A 20,693-nucleotide genomic window follows, 5' to 3' on the forward strand; every position below is an offset into this window, starting at 1 on the left:
GAAGTTTTACGCCATCGCTTAAATATTAACGATCTTGTAAATTGCCTAACAAATTTATTACCTTCTTGATTTGATATTGAACATTTACGAGAATCGCTTTTATCTGGGGTAAATTCTCGCCTAATTGGTGAAGTAACTGAAGAAACCTATAGTTATCGTCATTCTATTTTTTCTTCCTCTGCTGGAGTTGAAGAAGTCGCAAATATCATTTTAACTATTATCAAAAGTGCTGATTTGGAAAACAAAACACTAGGAAAAAAGTTAGATGAAGTGCGGGATATGTTTTCTCAAAATCCCAAATACTTCGTTAATACTGAAACATTAGAATATATCACTAGACTAATCACCTCCGTACGAAATGATTCAGTTATCAGTACCTTTGGCTAAAGCATCGGGATTGAAATACTAAATTGAATTGAATTGAATTGAAATTTTTTCATCCCCTTGAAAGGGGAAGCTTGAGACCTTATTTTTTGGTCAAAAATCACCTGAAGTTGCTTTAGCTAGACGCATTGCTAAAGCTCAAGGTAGAGTTCAATAATTGATAATTGATAATGGATAATTGATAATTTATAATTACCTCTCTCTAATACCAATTTTAAAAAAGAATGCTACAAAAAGTTAGACCTTGATCGGATATGCTTAAAAATAGCTAGTCTAGTTAATTTTAGATAGTTATTTATATTGTTTTTCCATTTTTTAAAATATTTATCCCTTCTTCCTTATTCCCTCTTCCTTATTTATTACTTCTAACATTCGTAACAAATATTTATCAAATTGGTATAAAAGGAAGAGGATTGAATAAAAGGAAATTTTTTCTTGTTTCTCCTTTAAAGGAGAAGCATTAAACCTTAATTATTCCGTAAAATTATGGGTATAGCTTTAAAAAATTAGAAATATAAAATTAGCAAAAATCAACTACAGCCTCAAGTTTTATAATTAATATAATGTCAAGCAGCAAGTGTATTTTAATTCAAGAATTTTTTGACATTTTAATCTAACTATTTTTCAGAGAAAAATTCTAATAGCTTGTGAAAAATATTATTATAGTTAATAGGCACTAGACATCTTTCAAAAAGATATAGATTTTTCCAAGAGTAGAGAACCGGAAACAGAGAAGATCTTTTCATAATCAAGATACGAAAAATAATTTTGTAAGTGACTTTTACAGCTCTAGCTTATCTTAAATAAAGAGCAAGTTTATTTTCTGTAGATATCTATTAAAAATCCTTTATATTCTGACTCGCTGACTCCAGCAATTCTTACTCCTAACCAACACTAAAATATTACAAATGAAATTAGGATGACTATATAACTATGGAAAAACAACCAACCTCTAAAAAACGCGCTGAAGCTCTAGATGCTCTGCGTGGATTTGCCATTTTAATGATGGTATTATCTGGCATAATTCCTCGTGATGGAACATTACCTGCTTGGATGTATCATGCTCAAACTCCACCACCAAATTATGTATTTAATCCTAATATTCCTGGATTAACTTGGGTAGATATTGTTTTTCCAATTTTCTTATTTTCAATGGGAGCATCTATACCCCTAGCTTTATCTCGATTAATAAATAAAGGGTGGCGATACATTTCAATATTTTTATTCATCCTGAGAAGAGGTTTTTTACTAGGTACATTTTCTATAGTTATTCAACATTTTAGACCACACATTATTAATAATACAGAGGAAATTCCCGAAAAGTGGAAATTGGCTTTATTAGGATTTTTAATCCTATTTTTAATGTACAGTCGTTTACCTAAATTTTTCCCCAAGTTTCTAAATAAACTTATCAGTATAGCTGGGTGGAGTATATGTATTTTAGTTCTGAGTAGATTAACATATCCAGATGGTAGTAGCTTTTCATTAGAGCGTAGCGATATTATTCTCATAGTTTTAACTAATATGGCTGTTTTTGGTTCAATAATTTGGTTATTTACTCAATCTAATTGGTGGTTACGTTTAGGATTATTGGGAATATTATTAGGGTTAAGATTTTCTGCTGCTGATGATGGATGGGTGAAAGAATTTTGGTTTAACTCTCCTTTGCCTTGGATTTTTAGGTTTGATTATTTGAAGTACTTATTTATTGTTATTCCAGGTACTATTAGCGGAGATTTAATTTTAAAATGGATGAGAAATAATGAAAGTAGCGATCGCGATTCGATATTAGAAAAATGGCCAGCTAGTCGTTTTTTGACTATTGCAGTATTAATGATAACTATTGACTTGATATTATTGATTGGGTTACAGTCTAGGCTAGTTTTAGAAACAATTTTAATCAGCGGAGTTTTATGTGCTTCCGGTTGGTTATTATTCCGGCAACCAAGTAATCAGATAGAAAATTTACTCAATAAACTTTATGGTTGGGGAATCTATTGGCTAGTATTAGGATTAGCTTTTGAACCTTTTCAAGGTGGAATTAAAAAAGATAGTGCTACCCTAAGCTACTTTTTCATTACTACAGGAATGTCTATTTTTTTACTAATTCTATTCACTGTTGTTAGAGATTACTTTCAGCAGAAAAATCTTCTCAAATTATTGGTCTATAATGGTCAAAATCCAATGATAGCTTATGTTGTTTTTGGTAACTTAGTCTTACCTATCTTGAAATTAACTGGATGGTATGAAAAAATTGCACAAATGACTCAAACCACAAGTGTAGGATTATTTACGGGATTTATTTATACATTAATAGTGGCATTAATTGTTAGTATTTTTAGTAAATTAAAGCTTTTTTGGAGGACTTAAAAGAAGAAGGAGTCAGGAGTCAGAAGTCAGGAGTCAGGAGTCAGATTTTAGGAGAAAATCATAGCTGCCGTGATTGAGTAAACAATCAAGTAAGTATTTATGCTTAATTATTTACTCAGAATTTGATGAACTAAAAAAGTAATTGAGATGATTTATATAGTATAAATACTTAACCAGCTACGGATTTTTATACTACTTTTAATGTTATAATTTGACGTGCGGAATGTGGGCTATAGCGAACTTGTTATGAACCAAATTGGTAAATTAATTATTGGTTGGAATCAGAATTTTAAAGATTCAATTAATATCGGAAAAATCAACAATCATAAATTCGTAAATACTCCTCATAAAAAGCTAATAGAACAGTTAAAATCTAAGGGATTATTAGCGGGAATTGAAGTGATTGAAACTGAATAATTTTATACTTCCAAATGTTCAGCTTTAAAACTAGAATAGTTAAAGAAACACCAAATTTATTTAGGAAAAAGGGTTAAAAGAGATTTATTTAAAGCCAGCAAAAGAATTAAGATTAATACCGATCTAAACGGTTCATTAAATATAGGCCAAAAAGTAGTGGGAAATGACTTTATTGTCTCATCCCATAGAGGTTGTATAGTTCAGCCAATAAGGATTCGCCCTTATAAACAAGAAATTTAGATAGAGTTATATTTGTCTATATTTTTTGTAACTATTAGAATATTACTACTTGTACACTACTACTAATATTTATGAATAAAAGAAGGAGGATTTGATGAGTAGTATAGTTCCTGTTATTTTTGTATGGTTTGTCACATTATTTGGAGCTTGTGTAGGTATTGTCATTGGAGGTACTATTGGAGGAATTGTTGGTGCAATTACCAACTTAATCACTAAATTTAGATGCACGATGAGAATATTTAATGCAGCAACTTTTACTTCACTTTTGAGTATGTTCGTTTTTCTCGTTGTAGCTCATCAACAAATTCAACCTTTAAATTGTGCTGATGGTTTAGATGGACTTTATGCCTGTTTCAACCCACTGCTTATCCCATTTTGGGGAGCAATTATTGGAGGAATATTTGGCTCATTTGTAGGAGTTATAGTGGAAATATATACTAAATCTAATAGTTAAATTCAGTTAAATTCAAGACTGTATTGAAATATCTCGTATTGATTTTGAATAAATTAATTTTTAAGATCAAACCTCATTAAGAGCGCCATAATAAAAATGTTTTCTCTGATAAATTTATCCCTGCTTCCTATTACCTATTCCCTATTCCCTATAAATTCAAGACTGTATTAAAATATCTCGTATTTACTTTAGACAATTAGTTTTTAACATCAAACCTCATTAATAACGCCATAATAAAAATGTTTTCTCTGATAAATTTATCCCTGCTTCCTATTACCTATTCCCTATTTCCTATAAATTCAAGACTGTATTGAAATATTTCGTATTGATTTTGAATAAATTAATTTTTAAGATCAAACCTCATCAATAACGCCATAATAAAAATGTTTTCTCTGATAAATTTATCCCTGCTTCCTATTACCTATTCCCTATTCCCTATAAATTCAAGACTGTATTGAAATATCTCGTATTTACTTTAGATAATTAGTTTTTAACATCAAACCTCATTAAGAACGCCATAATAAAAATATTTTCCTCGATAAATTTATCCCTGCTTCCTATTACCTATTCCCTATTCCCTATAAATTCAAGACTGTATTGAAACCCACATTCCGCACTTCAATTTGTAACATGAAAATCAGTATAAAATCCGTAGCTTGCTTAGATATTTATACTATATAAATTATCTTCATTTACCTCAATCGAGAGTCAAATTCTCAGATTACTTATGGCAGCATAAACACTTACTGAATCCTTGACTCCTATTGACCACTATAATTTACTTCTTATTTCTTATTTCTTACTTCTTACTTCTTACCTCCTTCTTAATGCATGACTTTTGAATGCATGACTTTTGACTTGTTTTTTATACTACATTTTGTGGTGCGGAATGTGGGTTGAAATATTTCGTATTTACTTTAGATAATTAGTTTTTAATATCAAACCTCATTAAGAACGCCATAATAAAAATGTTTTCCCCGATAAATTTATCCCTGCTTCCTATTCCCTATTCCCTATTCCCTATAAATTCAAGACTGTATTGAAATATTTCGTATTTACTTTAGATAATTAGTTTTTAATATCAAACCTCATTAAGAACGCCATAATAAAAATGTTTTCCCCGATAAATTTATCCCTGCTTCCTATTCCCTATTCCCTAATCTTAACAAACATAGTTAATTCTATGAACAATAACACAATCTCGTCCCTGTTCTTTTGCTTGATAAAGCGCCCGATCAGCATCTATTAATAATGTACGAGCTGATAATTGTAACGTAGGAATTACACTACTTACTCCTAAACTTACAGTTACATAAGGACTGACTTTTGAACAAGCGTGAGGTATCTGAAGTATTTTGATTTCTTTCCTAATTAATTCTGCTCTTCGTAAAGCTTCCTCAATATTTGTATTTGGTAATATAACTCCAAATTCTTCGCCTCCATAACGACAGACTAAATCTGTAGACAATTTAGCTACCTTACTAATAGCTTGAGCAACTTTTTTAAGGCATTGGTCTCCCTCTGGATGCCCATAACAATCATTATAATATTTAAAATAATCCACATCACAAATGATGAGAGATAAATATTTCTTTTCTTGTTTAAGCTGCTCCCATTTTTGATGAAAATATTCATCGAATGTACGACGATTAGCTAGAGAAGTTAAACTATCAAAACTGGCAATTCGTTTTAAATTTTGGTTTGCTTTTTTAAGAGCTAACTCAGATTTTTTCCGTTGAATTAATCCTCCTAACTGAGTTGCTACAGCATTAACTAACTGTATAGAATTTTGCTCTAAGATTTGAGAAGATTTCTGGAAAAATACTAAGATAGCTAAAACCTGTTTACCTAGAATAATCGGTATTCCTAAAGCAGATTTAATGCCTATTTTTTCGGCAACTTGAAAGCCAATTAAAACCGATTCTTTTTCCTGAGAAATATCTTTTACCCATTCTGTTTGCTGAGACTTCCACACCCTTTGTAGTAAGCTTTGTTGAGAACTGAAAGTAATAATTTGATGCTGTTGTCTAAATTTTAGAGTTACTGGTAAAGTACCGTTATTACTATTGCTAGAATACCATCCTCTACTAAATTTGAGCATAGTAGTCTCTTGATTAGGAATCCATGCTTCTCCAAAATCCCAATTCATTGTTTGACAAACTTCTGCTAAAGTTACTTCTAATGCTGATTCAATATCAGATGCTTCACTAATAGCATGAGTCACTTTTAATAATAGTTGTAATAAAGCGTTTTGTTGTTGTAATTGCTGCTGTAGCGATCGCAGACGTAATTGGTTTTCAATTCTGGCTAAAATTTCAATTAATTCAAATGGTTTTGTAATATAATCTACTCCACCTACAGTAAAGGCTTTAACTTTATCCATTACTCCATCTAAAGCAGAGATAAAAACTACAGGAATATTGGCAGTTTGTTTATCTATCTTCAGGTATTCACAAATTTGATAGCCATCCATTTCTGGCATTTTAACTTCTAATAAAATCAGAGCTGGAGGCTCAAAATGAATATTTTCTAGAGCTTCTTTTCCACTCGTGGCAATTTGCACTTTATACCCTTGCACAGATAACAACTCAGTCAACAGCTTTAAACTTTTAGGATTATCGTTAATAATTAAGATACTTTCTCTAAGTATAGAATTTTGTTGTTGATACATGATTGAGTTGGGGTAGAGTAAATATTGCTTATCAATGGATCATTTACAATTGATAATTAATTAAACTTTAATACTTCTTCTTTTTAAGAATAAAAAATCTAACAATTTATTCCCTTGTATCAATACCTCCCCCTTTTAGGAAGAGGTTATTTCAGTTATCAGTTATCAGTTAGCCTCCTGATGAGGAACTGTGGACTTCAGTACCTCCTGCAATAAGGATACTTGACATAAAGAATATTCTCTTTTCTCTTGGTAGATTAGAGATAGCGAGGAAACCTAGCCATCTCTCGACCGCTTTTTATCCCCTTAAAAGGGGAGAATTTAGACCACAATTGTTCAGTAATTATCAATTTTTGAATATTTTGTGTGGCTATTAGCCAAATTTAATTTTATCTTTGTCTGTGGCGAGTTTATAGCAGAAGGAAGAAGGAAGAATAAAGGACCGAAGGAGCAAAAAATCTTACGTTGTCTGAGTTTTAAGCTTGTGGTCTGTCCTCACCTTTCCTTGGACTGCCATAACATCTCACCGTCTATACGGTGCTTGAAATTGTTTGGGGTTTGTAGACACTACAGTGGCCCTTTATTGACTATCCATAAGCAATTTTCCCTTCAGGCTTCTTCAAGAAATTTGTGTTATATTTAGAGGGAGTATAGAGTTTTAATATTAACTCTTTCAAATAATAGTTAATAGCTGTTTAACTGAATTTTATTTACTCTGTTAAGGAAGCTACAACCATTTTTGAATTGCGATATTTACCCTGAACTGTGTTAAACATAGCAGTTTTCAGTTTAGTGAGGTACTACCAGCTTTTCTGCTTTTCTGTTTTCAGATATGCTGGTCTCTCAAACCTAAATTTTTGTACCTCATAAGTATAAAAGTTGCTATCTTTATGTATAACATAACTTTAATATAAAAAGATTTAACTTTAACTAATATAACATTTTCATTTTAGTGGTGAAAATACTTTTGAGGAAAAACCAATAAGAAATAAAGCAGATCGAGATTTTTGATAGTGGAATAAAGATACAGTTCTTTTTGCCAATTTTATATAAGTAATTTGTATTAGATTCAGAAAATTTTCAAATCAGCTTTCATCTGGTTTATTTACTACTAATTGTTGGTCGGATGATATCAGCAGAGGAGGATGAAAAGAGGGCTTAATTTTTAACTTTACTAAATTTTTTAAAAGTTAGTTTAAAAAAACTAGCATTTTTAATACGTAAGCATTTCCTGCGGAATGCTGCGCAAACAGCTATTAGCGGTCAGCTGTCAGCTTTTTAAAGAATGAAGTAAAAATTCGTTTAACTTATACTATATTTTCGTAAGTCTTTCCTGCGGAATGCTGCGCAAACAGCTATTAGTAGTCAGCTCGAGGGCAATAAGACCCTGCTTTTAAGGACATAGTTTAAATGAATATAGACTTTAACAACTTTTGTAGTAAGATTAATTCTAGCTCAATTAATACAGCTTTAAAGCCACAGGAAAAGCAATAGCTGAAGTCCGCAGTTCCGACCACAGGAGGCTAGCTGAAGTCCGCAGTTCCGACCACAGGAGGCTAGCTGACGGCTGTTTGCGCAGCATTCCGGAGGAAATGCTTACATTAATTAAGTCCCTATTCCCTACTCTCTCTTTTCTGGAGATATCTCTTGATTCAATTAATCAGTTTTTCAATCTAATAATTGCCTTTTATTTATCAATACTGAGTTATACCAATTTGAAAAAAGAATGTTACGAATAGTAAGAGGAATAAAAAGACAAATGCAGGATATGTCCTTTGACAAAAAGAATGATTTATGACCTGAAAAATGGTATTAAAGCTATTAATTCTGACTCCTGACTCCTGACTCCTGACTCCTAAGAAATATCCTAGCTATTTGTAGCAAATATTTATCAATTTGGTATTACAACACAAGTTGATTTTGAAGCTAACTTTGGTGTCACTAAAGCAACTACATTAGGAACAGGACGTGGAGTATATCTAACTAAAGACTTGCCTTCATAAACTAGAGATGTACTAGCTCCAGAATCTAACATTACTGCATCCCGAAATCCTGCTTGTGCTAAAAGTTGAGCAAGTTTAACAGAACCAATTCTTTTATAAGATACACCAATAATAGGTTGACCGCTACGATGAATACCCCAAAATGCTCGGTGACGAGGTTCATTAAATTTTCCTTTTATTCAATCCTCTTCCTTTTAGGGAGAGGTAATTATCAATTATCCATTATCAATTATCAATTATTGAAGCCTCCTCTTTTAAGAAGATAAAAAGCGGTCGATCTTCGGAGCTTCCCGTAGGGTGGGATGGCGAGTTATCCTCCCCATATCCAATGGATAAAGAGAAAAGAAAATTCCGTATTTTCTTGCTTCCTTATTGCAGAGATACTAATAACTGATAACTGATAACTGATAACTGAAATGACACCAAGCTAATCAAACCCTTACCTAAATTTGAGATATAATTAACCTATAGCAATCAGGAATCAGATGTGAGAATTGAGGTGTTCCTTTAAAGCATAGGATATAGCAGTTTTCTTATTCTTATGTATTCGTTTCTTCCCTCCATACCTATTCCCTATTCCCCCCATACCTAAAACAAAAGTCTCCAATATCTCACAACTAAAATCACATTGCTATAGTTAATTGTAATTGTGGAGAAAAAAATGAAATTCAACCGTCGTTATTTCCTAATTTCTCTCGGCAGTGCATTAGGATTAGCTTTTAATTCTTGCAAAAATTTCCAGCAAACCAAGACTACAAACGCAGAAAATTTTAACTCTCAAATTCCCGCAAATCAGACTATTTCTCCCTCAGAAATATCAACTCCATCAACACCCGCTCCTCCAGGAATGTTTGCCCCAAAACGAGGAGATATTCGACTCGTAGTTATCAGTGATTTAAACAGTAGTTATGGCTCCACAACTTACCAATCACAAGTAGAAAAAACTATTCCTTTAATACCTGAATGGCAACCAGATTTAGTGCTTTGTGCAGGTGATACGATCGCCGGACAAAAACAGTCACTTACTGAAGAAAATATTCAAGCTATGTGGGGTGGTTTTGACCGTTACATTGCCACACCATTACGTCAAGTAAAACAACCTTTTGCTATTACTATTGGCAATCATGATGCTTCAGGTTATTTCAATAAATCTCAGGATGGATATAAATATGCAAAAGAACGTAGACAAGCACAACTTTATTGGAGCAAACATCAAAATGATTTAAACATAAACTTTCTAGAAGCAGATGGATTTCCTTTTTATTACAGTTTTCTCCATAAAGAAATTTTTATTTAATTTGGGATGCTTCTATTCTTCGGATTCCTAAACAACAATTAGAATGGGCAGAAAAAAGTCTAGCAAGTAGTCAAGCACAAACAGCAAAAATGCGAATTGTAATGGGGCATTTACCTTTTTATGCTGTTGCTCCTACTAAAAATAAAATGGGTGATGTTTTAGCTAAAGCCGATGAGTTAATAACTATGTTAGAAAAGTATAATGTTCACCTATATATTAGCGGTCATCATCATGCTTATTTTCCTGGTTATAAAGGTAATTTGAAATTGCTTTATTCTGGTGCTTTAGGTAGCGGTCCGCGTACTTTAATTGGTAGTGATTTATCTCCCAGAAATACTTTGACAGTTGTTGATATTAATTTAGAGGAAAACCAGAGTTTTTATACTACCTATGATATGAACACTTTAGCAGTGGTTGATCCACAGGAATTACCAGAAAAAATTACAGGTATAAATGGTTCAGTTTTACGGGAAAAAGAAGCTTCATTAAAGTCAAAAATTAAAAGTTAAAATTTAAAAGTTAAAATTTAAAAGTTAAAATTTAAAAGTTAAAATTTAAAAGTGATATTTTAAGTACTTAAAGCCTCTACTTTACAGTAATTTAAGCCGAACATTTGACTTCATCAGTTACTAACTATTTGTGGCATTTCTTAAGTAAATTGGTATAACATACTGTCTATCAAGGTAATTGAAAATTATTTGATTCTGGTGCTTCAGGTGGGATATACTTCATTAATTGATAATTAATAATGAATAATGGATAATTACCGAAAAATCGTGGTCTAAAGCCTCCTCTTTTAAGGGGATAAAAAAAAGAGAATTCCGTATTTCAAACCTCCTTATTGCAGAGGTACTGATAACTGATAACTGATAACTGATAACTGAAATTACCTCTAGTTAAAACTGTTACGGAATTGAATATAAGCAAATCTGATTCCTTCTTTCTCCTTAAAAGGAGAGGCTTTAAACCAAATGGATTAATTATAAATTATCTATTGGTAATTTAATTAGGGCTTGCTGATTAATTATCAAAGTATTGACTGATATTGGTTTTAGCGTTTTTGGGTTGAAAAAAGTACCAGCTTTTCGGTGGCAAGAGCTGCAAAAAGCTAGTATTTTGGAATGATTATGGCAGAAAAATTGAGGGAAAATTTTTCCGACTACCTCCTCTATAATTCCCATCTCTCCTGTCTCCTGTCTTCCCCTCCTGGGAGGGGTTAGGGGTGGGTTTTCTCCTACCCCTAGAAGACTTTTTCAGCAAACCCTAATTAGCAGTAACTTATCTCCCAGAAATACTTGAAGAGTTGTTGATATTAATCTAGAGTAAACTCAGAGTTTCTACACAACAGGTTCTGAACATTTTAGCAGTGATTAATTCACAGGAATTACCAGAAAAAATTACAGGTTTAAATCGTTCTGTTTTGTGGGAATAAAAAAGTAATGTTGCCTATTTAACAAAAATTGGGATAATCTGACATACTGTCTGTGTTGAATTATTTTTGGCAATTTATACATATATGGCAACAATTAACAATAATTACCTCAAACTTAAAGCAGGTTATCTCTTTCCAGAAATCGCCCGTCGAGTCAATACCTTCGCTGAAGCTCACCCAGAGGCCAAAATTATCAAACTAGGTATTGGGGACGTCACCGAACCCCTGCCAGAAGCTTGTCGTCAGGCCATTATTAAAGCAGTAGAAGAAATGGGCGATCGCTCAACTTTTAAAGGTTATGGCCCAGAACAAGGTTATGGTTGGTTGCGGGAAAAAATCGCGACTCAAGATTTCCAAGCTAGGGGATGCGATATAGATGCCTCGGAAATATTTATTTCTGATGGGTCTAAGTGTGACAGTGGTAATATTCTCGACATTTTTGGCCACGATAATACTATTGCGGTAACTGACCCAGTTTATCCAGTGTATGTAGATACTAATGTAATGGCAGGTAATACTGGAGATGTGAATGAGAAAGGGGAATATGAGGGTTTAGTTTATTTACCAATTACCGCAGAAAATAATTTTACTGCCGAACTTCCTACTCAAAAAGTAGATTTGATTTATCTGTGTTTCCCGAATAACCCTACTGGTGCGACTGCCACAAAAGAATATCTCCAGACTTGGGTAAATTATGCAAAAGCGAATAATGCCATTATTTTATTCGATGCTGCTTACGAAGCATTTATTACTGATGCAAGTCTTCCCCACTCCATTTATGAAATAGAAGGAGCAAAAGATTGCGCAATAGAATTTCGCTCCTTTTCCAAGAATGCTGGTTTTACTGGTACTCGTTGTGCGTTGACTGTTATACCCAAAACCCTCAAAGGGAAAGCTGCTGATGGTAGCGATGTAGAATTATGGAAACTGTGGAACCGCCGTCATTGTACAAAATTTAATGGAGTTTCTTATATTGTGCAGCGTGGTGCTGAAGCAGTTTACTCCGATGAAGGGAAAGCACAGGTAAAGGGGTTGATCGAATTTTATTTAGAGAATGCCAAAATTATTTGTTCCCAGTTACAAGCGGCAGGGTTAACTATTTATGGTGGGGTGAATGCGCCTTATGTTTGGGTGCAGACTCCTACAGGTTTATCTAGTTGGGATTTTTTCGATAAACTGTTGCACAACTGTAATGTTGTTGGTACTCCCGGTTCTGGTTTCGGTGCAGCAGGTGAAGGTTACTTCCGAATTTCCGCTTTTAATAGTCGGGAAAATGTTAATGAGGCGATGAAGCGAATAACTGAGAAATTTAAAGTTTAGGTAGGCGATCGCTAAAATCAAGTAAGATTAAGTAGGGTGGGCAAATCTTGAGGTATGGATATACTGTGGTAAATCAAGTTTATTTGTCTACCCTAAAATATTTAGTTTGAGCGATCGCTCTGGGATGTCAATCCTTGACTTAACATTTCTTGACAAATATCTGGTCGGGCCATTTATAAAGACCCAAAGGACTGCTAAGGGACATTTATGGGTTCTCTCTTCATATTTTGAACAACTCTAGATAATGATAGGAAGCCTGCAAAATCTAAGACTTAGACACTGGCCATAGTTTTGCGGAATCTTTGTTTTTGAACGTTCTGAATAAAAAAGTGAACAGAAAGTGAGCAGTTTTATAGAAAAGTGAACAGAAAAGTGAACAGTTTTATAAAAAAATGAGCAGATAGGTGAGCAGAAAAATGAGCGACCGCCGTGGAATTACTGTGAGATTATAAAAAGCTAGAGAAGTACATATCGCTATGTGAAAAATACAATGAACTTATTAAATAAATCTATCACTACATCTCTAAGCTTTGGAATAACTTTATTTTCTCTACTTATAGGAAGTTCCGCTTGGGGGTCATCCCTTGTTTTCTTAGATTTTGACTCAGTTACAGTTGAAGACGAGTTTAAAAAATTCAAAGAAGGGACACCTACTAAATTTGTCGATAGTGCTTTAGTTAACCGACTGGACATGGAAGACGGCAATGGACAAGATAATAAACAAGAAATTGCCAATATGATTATGAACGATATCAAGAGCAATCTTGAAAGTCTTTATTCTGACTACTGGATTACTTTTACTAAAGAAAAACCAACTGAAGGAAAGTTTAAAACTCTTGATTTTTTTGGAGGAGTTAAGCGAAAAGGAAAAATTTCTGCTGGTACAGCACCACTTAATGGGGATAAAGCTTGGATATTTGTTGATGTTTGGGCAGACACCAATTTAAAATTTTGGAGAGATGGTAAAGACGGTCTTCTCGATAAAACCGAAGTAACTAATACTTTAAGCAAAACAGCTGCTCATGAGTTAGGACATTTATTCGGACTTGGTGAGAATAATTCAATGAGGATGAAGAATGAACCAGGTCCTGATGATACCCCGACAGTGGGAGCTATTGATACTTACAAGCCTTCTTCTGGGGTTATGGCTCAGGGAACATTTCCTGACATAACAAACTTAAAATTCAAAGACGCTGATGCAAGAATGCTAAGAGAGAAAATAGGTGGGAAGGATAAATATAAGCCAACTAAGCAAAAAACCTCAAAAGTAGGGGATGTAGATGATCACGGAACAAACCCAGATGGTGTGCGAGATGATTTGTTAGAAGTAGCTACTATAAGTCCTGGCGAAATTATTAATCCAGATGGGGATGGAACTGATGAATTGCTTTCTGAAGGTGTAACCTCTTTTCTATTTCCATTCGTTGAACCAGATGTCAATCTAGCTATTAGTTCTGCTTTCCTATCCCTAGGAATATATAATTATACAGCAGGTGCTATCAATTTAGAATTGATTGAAGATTTTGGACGCTTCGACTTAACTGATTTATTACTAACTTCTGGAATGGATGGAAATCCATTGAATCAATCAGGCGGCTTATTTACAAGTCTTCGGTTTGATCTAGAATCATTCTTAGGGATTCCACTCTTAGAACAAATCTTAGCAGATGGTGAAATTCAGTTGGATGTAACTGTTAATTCAGGTTTTGACAATACAGTATCTTTGGATTATATACAGGCTGATGTTTTTATGCAGAAGGTTCCTGAACCAACTTCTACTCTCAGCCTTATCGCTCTCGGTACTCTAGGATCAGCATCAACCCTCAAACGCAAACTGAAATCCTCCAAATCTCTAGAGAAAGAGCTAGAAAAAGTTTCGTAAACTAATTTGGGTCAAATATCTTAGAATAAAGCGTTGCGACAGCAAGCAGACAAAACAACGCTCGACGTATAAGCAGATGTTAAATATAGTTTCAATGTCTGGTGTTGGTGATGCGTGGCTATGATTGTGCTTTAATGGCTATTGCCTAACTATTAACTGAAAAGCATTTTATGTTTTGCCAAATTTAGATTTCATAGCTTGATTCACCAATGCCCAATGTCTTAGTTTTGGTTTGACCAGAAGTTGGGGGTTGAAGGTTGAGAGCGATCGCCAATACCAGTTGTCATACCAATTCTTTTAATGAAATAGTATAACCAGGACTTACGCACGCATATCAAATTATACACAATCTGTAGGGGCGAACGGCCGTTTGCTTCGCATACTTCCTAACACCCCTACTATATATAGTGGTTGTGCGTAAGTCTTGATAATATTAAGTCAGTTTAATTAGTGATGAAAAAAACTTCTCCTCTCTATCTTGCTTAAATATTGAAATTATTTCAACTGTGCCAGTTTAGAAAAATAACTACAACTGTCTACCATCTTCTATGACAACTAAATAACTGTCACCTACATACTAAGTTCTACCTTAATAGTTAGCTTAGGATTGGTATTAAGAAAGGCAAAAACACAAGAGTGACACTTTTTCATCTGGTCAGTTTCTATTAATAATCTGTCAGAGATAGGGTAACACTTTTTCAAATATGCCTCTAATATCATGTTCGGTTGAATAGTTATGATTAGGGTATAGATGTAAGAAACATCTCAAACCCCTGAGATTGCTTCCTTCCACTGCGTTCCAGTCGCAATGACTTTATAGTTAGTGTTTATCCGAACATAATATAAATCATTACACCAAAAATAACTTAACTGAAAAACTATGAACTTAGTAACAACAATTAATTCCTCTAATCAGACCCAATTTGACCTAGCTGGTTATTGTCATTCCACTCCTAACTATCTACAAACCAGAGCCAGAATTAATTATTTACTTGAACGCTATCTTTCTCAAGACATTCTTACAGAAAGACTATTAGACTTACCTCAACAATTTGAAAATCCTCAACAAAGACCTTGGCAAAAAATTAATTTGCAAGCTATAAATCATAGTCAAATTGTTGGCATAGAACCAAAATTATTTTTACAAGTAATTGCCTCCGCTGTAGAAATAGAAGCACCCATTCGTTCCTATTCCCAAGAAAGTTGGGGCTATTTACAAACTGCTCATCCTCCACTAGCTAGATTTATAGGAGGTGTAACTGATGAAAATGGGAACATAATTGAAGTTGGTATTTGGGAAAAAGAAGAACGACAACACGCCCCTGCTTTTAGCAAGATTTATCAACAACTTACAGGGAAAAAATTACAGCAAAAACCTAATACCGTTCATGGTTATCAACCTACTGGAAATGTACGGGCAGAAATCTATAATCATGGAGTAAGTAGAATTAGTTCCGAATGGAGTGCCGTATCTATTTATATATGGTTAATGTCTCATTATACTGGGGCGTTACAAATGGCGATCGCTCAACCTTTACAAGATGAAGTTAATCATTTGGCTAAGTTTTGGGGAATCACCAGATGGGGTTTTGGTAATTCATTTTTTCGGCGAGTTATTGGCAGTATTTATCGCCTAATTAGACTCTTAAATCATCATCAAAAAGAGCGAACTTCTGGTCAAGATATTATCAAATTTTCTCATCTCAAATATGGTATTGAGATTGGTTATAGTTTGATGAAAGTAATGATACAAATGTGTCGTTGGAATTATCATTTAAAAGCTGATGCTTTGAGTCAAGTTTTTGGTAATTATCTCAGTTATCAAAATAATATGGGTCGCGCAACCCCGCCTTTTAAGGCGCAATATTTTTGGAGCGGAGCTTAAATCCCCGTTACAAAAATAACTTCTGACTTCTGACTTCTGACTTCTGACTTCGTTAAAGCAATTCCCATGCTGGTGAGGTACAAAATTCCTGATTGCAGAGGTATTGATAACTGATAACTGATAACTGATAACTGAAATGACTCCCCTACTCTTTCACCAAACGTCGATGTTCTTGACTTAGTAACAACACACCCAGAGTGACAATAACTATACCAAGCAGTTGTAAACTATTGAGAGTTTCTTGAATTGTCAACCATGCTAAAATAGCAGTTAAACTAGGATTAGTCGCACCTATTGTTGCAGCAGAAGTAGCACCAATCAGACTAATGCCGTAATTAAACATTAAATGGCCAGCCAAAGTGACAATTGCTGAGAAAAATCCGCCAATCCAGAGAGATGTCCAATTAAGACCGCTACTTCCTTGCCAAATGAATAAGCTACAAGCAGATAGTCCTAGAGCAGTAGCAAAACTAATCCAAGTAAAAGGTACTGGATGCAGAGTTTCAAAACTTTTTTGTGCATTTACTGTATAAAGTGCATAGGTAAGTCCAGAACCAATACCGAAAATTACTCCGACCGCATTATAACTATCAGATGCAGTTTGACTGTAGGGAATAGTCAAAAAAGTTCCTACTAATACCACTATCATCACCATCCAGCGAAAGCGAGTAGGGGGAATACCTAACAATAGCCAAGAAAATAGGGAAGTGAACATTGGGTAAGTAAAAAATAGAGTTAATGCAACTCCAGTTTCAATTGATCCAATAGACACATAAAGCAGCGCTAAGTAAAGAAACATAAGTATCCCGCCACCTAGCGATCGCCACAAAAGGGGACGAGATTCAGTATTTCCTAAATCTCTAACATTTTGCCAAGTGTGCGGGTAGAGTTTTGTGGCAAAGGATGCCATCAATGGAACGACCAATACCATTCGCATGAACATGAGCAAAAAAGAATTTTGTAGAGTGGGAGTAACAAACCCCCCTGTCTGAAAAATGCCCAAAATTGTCTGTTCATTGAATAAAATTCTGACAATTACATTTTGAAAACAGAAACAGAATGATGCAAGTATAACAATGAAAAAACCAAACATATAATTATAGCAAAGGACAGTTTCAAGACCTTTACTATTGTGTCATTAATTCTAGTAGTGCGTGCTGGTATGTTTACAAATTGCAGGAACTACCCAATAGCTAAAAGTATTATATGATTTCCGATGAATCATATCACATCCATGAGCACTATATTAGCAACTACTGGTATAACTAGAAAATAAGAAAGTAGTTGATCGAGCAGAAGTCAGGATGTTGGGAAATTTATATGTCTGGTAATGTGGATAGGAAAGTACACAAGAGTCTATGCATTGTTGCCAATGCATTATGCTTCGCCACGTCCACTACCTCTTTCATCACAGTAAACCCTAACTTGAGCGAAAGATAGTTGGGTATTTGAGATTGAGTAATTGAGTTGCCAGCTGCAGATACTACGAAATAAGATCGTTGAAATTACGATGGAAATGTAAATAAATAAGTAGAGACTCATAGGAGTTTTTATTGTTCATTTCAGGAGTTTCTACTACTAAATACGGCAGTTATATCATCTTTTCAGGATACAATTCAGTGTCTTTACCTATGTTTTACCTATTCCCGGAAAATTGCGGCCAGATACTCAGGACTTATGCAAAATAGAGAATTATATCATATCCGGTAGCATCGGTATTGTATAGCCAAGTTCAACAATTAATAATTAATAATTAATAATTAATAATTAATAATTACAATTTGTAGGGGTTAACGGCCGTTAACCCCTACTATATTTGGTGGTGCGTGCGTAAGTCCTGATCTTCCGTTATTCAGGTGATGAGGAATGAGCGATCGCTGAGTCTACTTGCTGCAACAAAGTTTCTAAGGTTGAGGAGTTATCCAAAACTACATCTGCTTGTTGACACTTATTTTCTAGAGGTATTTGATTATTAATTCGAGTGTAAGCTTGTTCTTGACTTAACCCATCCCGTTTCATCAATCTTTCTATTTGTTGTTGAGGTGAAGTGTATGTAACCCAAATTTCTGTTACTAAATCAGTCATTTTGGCCTCAAACAACAATGGTACTACTAATATTGCTGTGGGGTATCGCTCGGAGGTCTGATACCCAGGTTCATTATTTTTTTTGACAAACTGCTGAATATTCTGCTCGAAGCGATCGCGTACATAAGGATGAATTTGTTTCTCTAACCAGAATAACTCCTCTTGATTGTTAAAAACAATCTCTCCTAATTTTTGCCTATTAAGATTACCATTAGGTAACAATATATCAGTACCATAGTGTTCTATTATACTATCTAAAATCAATGAACCTGGTTGTACGGCTTTGCGAGCATAAATATCTGCGTCCCAAATTGGCAGATGGTAAGTTTTGTTCAAATAATTTGATACAGTAGTCTTTCCTGTACCAATACCCCCGGTTAAACCAATGAATCGCATTATAAATAAGTCAAAAGTTAAAAGTCAAAAGTTAAAAGTAGTATAGACAGAGCCTAACTTTCAGTGGTTTAGCTTAATTTATAGCATTTATTAGACATCTCCTCCATGCATAGGGAGTAGGCAGTAGGCAGTAGGCAGTAGAGGGGAAAGAATTGATAATTTATGTCTGATAATTGATTTGATTTTTTATTATTGGAGATGTCTATTAGACAGCTCCTCCACGCATAGGGAACAGGCAGGAATAAAAGTCAAAAGTCAAAAGTTAAAAGTAGTATGGATAAGAATTGATTTAATTTTGGATTTTTGGAGATGTCTATCAGAGAATGTTGAAAGAGGACTCCCGTTATAATTTTTAATTTAGCAGTGAGACGGGGCGTATAAACTGCGCGGGAAACCCACGCAGACAGCCCCTCATGAATTTCAACCAGAAAAATAATTGAGTGATAACGAAACAATTTTTGTGTTAGGGTTATATAATGTTTAGAAATCAGCAAAAACCACAAACTTGATTACTTTTACTTACCAGTACAAGCTTAAACCAACTTGGCATCAAGAGGCAGAAATTAATCATATTCTTGATGTCTGTAAAAGCGTGTATAACTACGCTTTAAGAGAGCGTAAAGATTGGTTAAGTTCAAGGAAGTCATCAATCAATAGTTGTTCCATCCTAACTGAATATATTATCCCTGCTGATACTTCTTACCCTAATTATAATTATCAAGCTAAAAACTTAACAATAGCTAAGAAAACTAATCCTAGATTAAAGTCAGTTAATGCTCAAGTTTTACAACAAACTTTAAAAACTTTAGATAGAGCATTTTCGGAAATGAAATCTCTGGGTAAAGGTTTCCCTAGATTTAAGAAAAAGATGAGAAGCTTTGTTTTTCCTGCCATGCTGAAAAATTGTCTAGGTAATAATAGAATTAAACTACCTCAGCTAGGTTGGATTAAGATTAAACAAAGTAGGCCGTATCCAGATGGTTTTCAAGCTAAACAAGCTAGGATAGTTAGAAAAGCTAGTGGTTATTATCTGATGATTACCTTTTTTTCATCAGAGTCAGTGCCAGAAAATCCAATAGGTAAAAGATCATTAGGTATAGATGCAGGAATAGAATCTTTTGTAGCTACTTCCACTGGAAAGTTAATCAAATCTCCTAAGTTTTTATTGAGTTCACTACGCGAGCTGAAATTGCTGCAAAGAAGACTTAAGAAGAAAACAAGAGGTTCAAATAACTGGTTAAAACTCCAGAATAAAATAGCTAGACTACATGAAAAAATAGCTAATACTAGACGTGATTGGCATTTCAAACTAGCTCATCAACTTTGCGATTTTACAGATAATATTTTTGTTGAAGATATCAATTTTAAATCTTGCTCTAGAGGTATTGTCAGAAAACAATCTAATGACAGTGGTATAGGTCAGTTTATCAACGAAATATTGCCGTATGTTTGCTGGAAACGAGGTAAGTATTATGCAAAAGTTAACAAGAATTATACCTCTCAAGAATGTCCGTTATGTGGCCATATTCAGAAGAAGAAGTTGTCTGATAGAAAACATAATTGCAGCAACTGTGGTTATCAACTGAATCGGGATGTAGCTGCTGCACCCACCCCATCCCCTCCCGGGAGGGAGCAAGAGGGGTGGGTGAGGATTAATAGCCGTGGGGCAAACGGTTAAAGAAAAGCGCACCGCCTGCGCTGAGGTTCCCTCAGCGTAAAGACGGAGCAAGAAAGCTTGTGGAGATGGTAGTAGCGGGGGTGCAACTCAACTTGTTTGATTTGTTATCTAGCCCGAGAATCTGTGATACAAGAATCTCCCGTTATAATCTCCGATTTAACGGTGAGAGTGTCAATATA

Annotated in this window: 13 protein-coding genes; 9 read left to right on the forward strand and 4 right to left on the reverse strand. The window is 34.2% G+C overall.

Features of this window, described 5'->3' with window-relative positions:
• The first annotated feature begins 1,317 nt into the window (after positions 1–1,317).
• The 3 genes from SAGCYANO_RS08785 (at position 1,318) to SAGCYANO_RS08795 (ending at position 3,865) form a co-directional block, all read left to right on the forward strand.
• Positions 1,318–2,754 carry a DUF5009 domain-containing protein gene (locus tag SAGCYANO_RS08785; protein ID WP_202219720.1) on the forward strand — a complete coding sequence of 479 codons (1,437 nt, stop codon included), beginning with the start codon at positions 1,318–1,320 and terminating at the stop codon, positions 2,752–2,754.
• Positions 2,755–3,000: 246 nt separating this feature from the next.
• The gene (locus SAGCYANO_RS08790; RefSeq protein ID WP_202219721.1) at positions 3,001–3,171 is read left to right on the forward strand and encodes a hypothetical protein; all 171 of its coding nucleotides are present in this window, start codon (positions 3,001–3,003) and stop codon (positions 3,169–3,171) included.
• Positions 3,172–3,505: 334 nt separating this feature from the next.
• Positions 3,506–3,865: a hypothetical protein gene (locus SAGCYANO_RS08795; protein ID WP_202219722.1), complete on the forward strand. Its 360-nt coding sequence runs from the start codon at positions 3,506–3,508 to the stop codon at positions 3,863–3,865.
• Positions 3,866–5,027: 1,162 nt separating this feature from the next.
• Here the strand turns inward: SAGCYANO_RS08795 and SAGCYANO_RS08800 are convergent.
• Both SAGCYANO_RS08800 and SAGCYANO_RS44445 read right to left on the reverse strand, forming a co-directional pair.
• Positions 5,028–6,536 (reverse strand): diguanylate cyclase domain-containing protein, encoded by a 1,509-nt coding sequence (locus tag SAGCYANO_RS08800; protein ID WP_202219723.1) that lies wholly within the window; start codon positions 6,534–6,536, stop codon positions 5,028–5,030.
• Between the two features lie 1,891 nt (positions 6,537–8,427).
• Positions 8,428–8,718: a phosphodiester glycosidase family protein gene (locus tag SAGCYANO_RS44445; protein ID WP_202219731.1), complete on the reverse strand. Its 291-nt coding sequence runs from the start codon at positions 8,716–8,718 to the stop codon at positions 8,428–8,430.
• A gap of 482 nt (positions 8,719–9,200) precedes the next feature.
• Between SAGCYANO_RS44445 and SAGCYANO_RS47435 the strand changes: the two genes are divergently transcribed.
• From SAGCYANO_RS47435 to SAGCYANO_RS08830, 5 genes are all read left to right on the forward strand, one after another.
• Positions 9,201–9,836 carry a metallophosphoesterase gene (locus SAGCYANO_RS47435; protein WP_202219724.1) on the forward strand — a complete coding sequence of 212 codons (636 nt, stop codon included), beginning with the start codon at positions 9,201–9,203 and terminating at the stop codon, positions 9,834–9,836.
• Between the two features lie 89 nt (positions 9,837–9,925).
• Positions 9,926–10,345 (forward strand): metallophosphoesterase, encoded by a 420-nt coding sequence (locus SAGCYANO_RS47440; RefSeq protein ID WP_255502503.1) that lies wholly within the window; start codon positions 9,926–9,928, stop codon positions 10,343–10,345.
• A 1,007-nt stretch (positions 10,346–11,352) separates the two neighbouring features.
• Positions 11,353–12,588, forward strand: coding sequence for an LL-diaminopimelate aminotransferase (locus tag SAGCYANO_RS08820; protein ID WP_202219733.1), 1,236 nt, complete (start codon positions 11,353–11,355; stop codon positions 12,586–12,588).
• Positions 12,589–13,078: 490 nt separating this feature from the next.
• A complete protein-coding gene (locus SAGCYANO_RS08825) occupies positions 13,079–14,470 on the forward strand; it encodes a hypothetical protein (RefSeq protein WP_202219725.1) in 1,392 nt (463 codons plus the stop codon).
• Between the two features lie 880 nt (positions 14,471–15,350).
• Complete coding sequence (locus tag SAGCYANO_RS08830; RefSeq protein WP_202219726.1) at positions 15,351–16,355, forward strand: hypothetical protein; 1,005 nt, start codon at positions 15,351–15,353, stop codon at positions 16,353–16,355.
• A gap of 145 nt (positions 16,356–16,500) precedes the next feature.
• Here SAGCYANO_RS08830 and SAGCYANO_RS08835 read toward each other — a convergent pair whose 3' ends face one another.
• On the reverse strand, positions 16,501–17,448 hold the full coding sequence (locus SAGCYANO_RS08835) for a DMT family transporter (RefSeq protein WP_202219727.1): 948 nt from the start codon (positions 17,446–17,448) through the stop codon (positions 16,501–16,503).
• 755 nt (positions 17,449–18,203) lie between these two features.
• On the reverse strand, positions 18,204–18,836 hold the full coding sequence (coaE, locus tag SAGCYANO_RS08840) for a dephospho-CoA kinase (protein WP_202219728.1): 633 nt from the start codon (positions 18,834–18,836) through the stop codon (positions 18,204–18,206).
• 505 nt (positions 18,837–19,341) lie between these two features.
• Between coaE and SAGCYANO_RS08845 the strand changes: the two genes are divergently transcribed.
• A complete protein-coding gene (locus SAGCYANO_RS08845) occupies positions 19,342–20,514 on the forward strand; it encodes a transposase (RefSeq protein WP_237395985.1) in 1,173 nt (390 codons plus the stop codon).
• Positions 20,515–20,693 lie beyond the last annotated feature (179 nt).

Source organism: Okeania sp. KiyG1 (genome assembly GCF_014132355.1).
Classification (GTDB): Bacteria; Cyanobacteriota; Cyanobacteriia; order Cyanobacteriales; family Microcoleaceae; genus Okeania.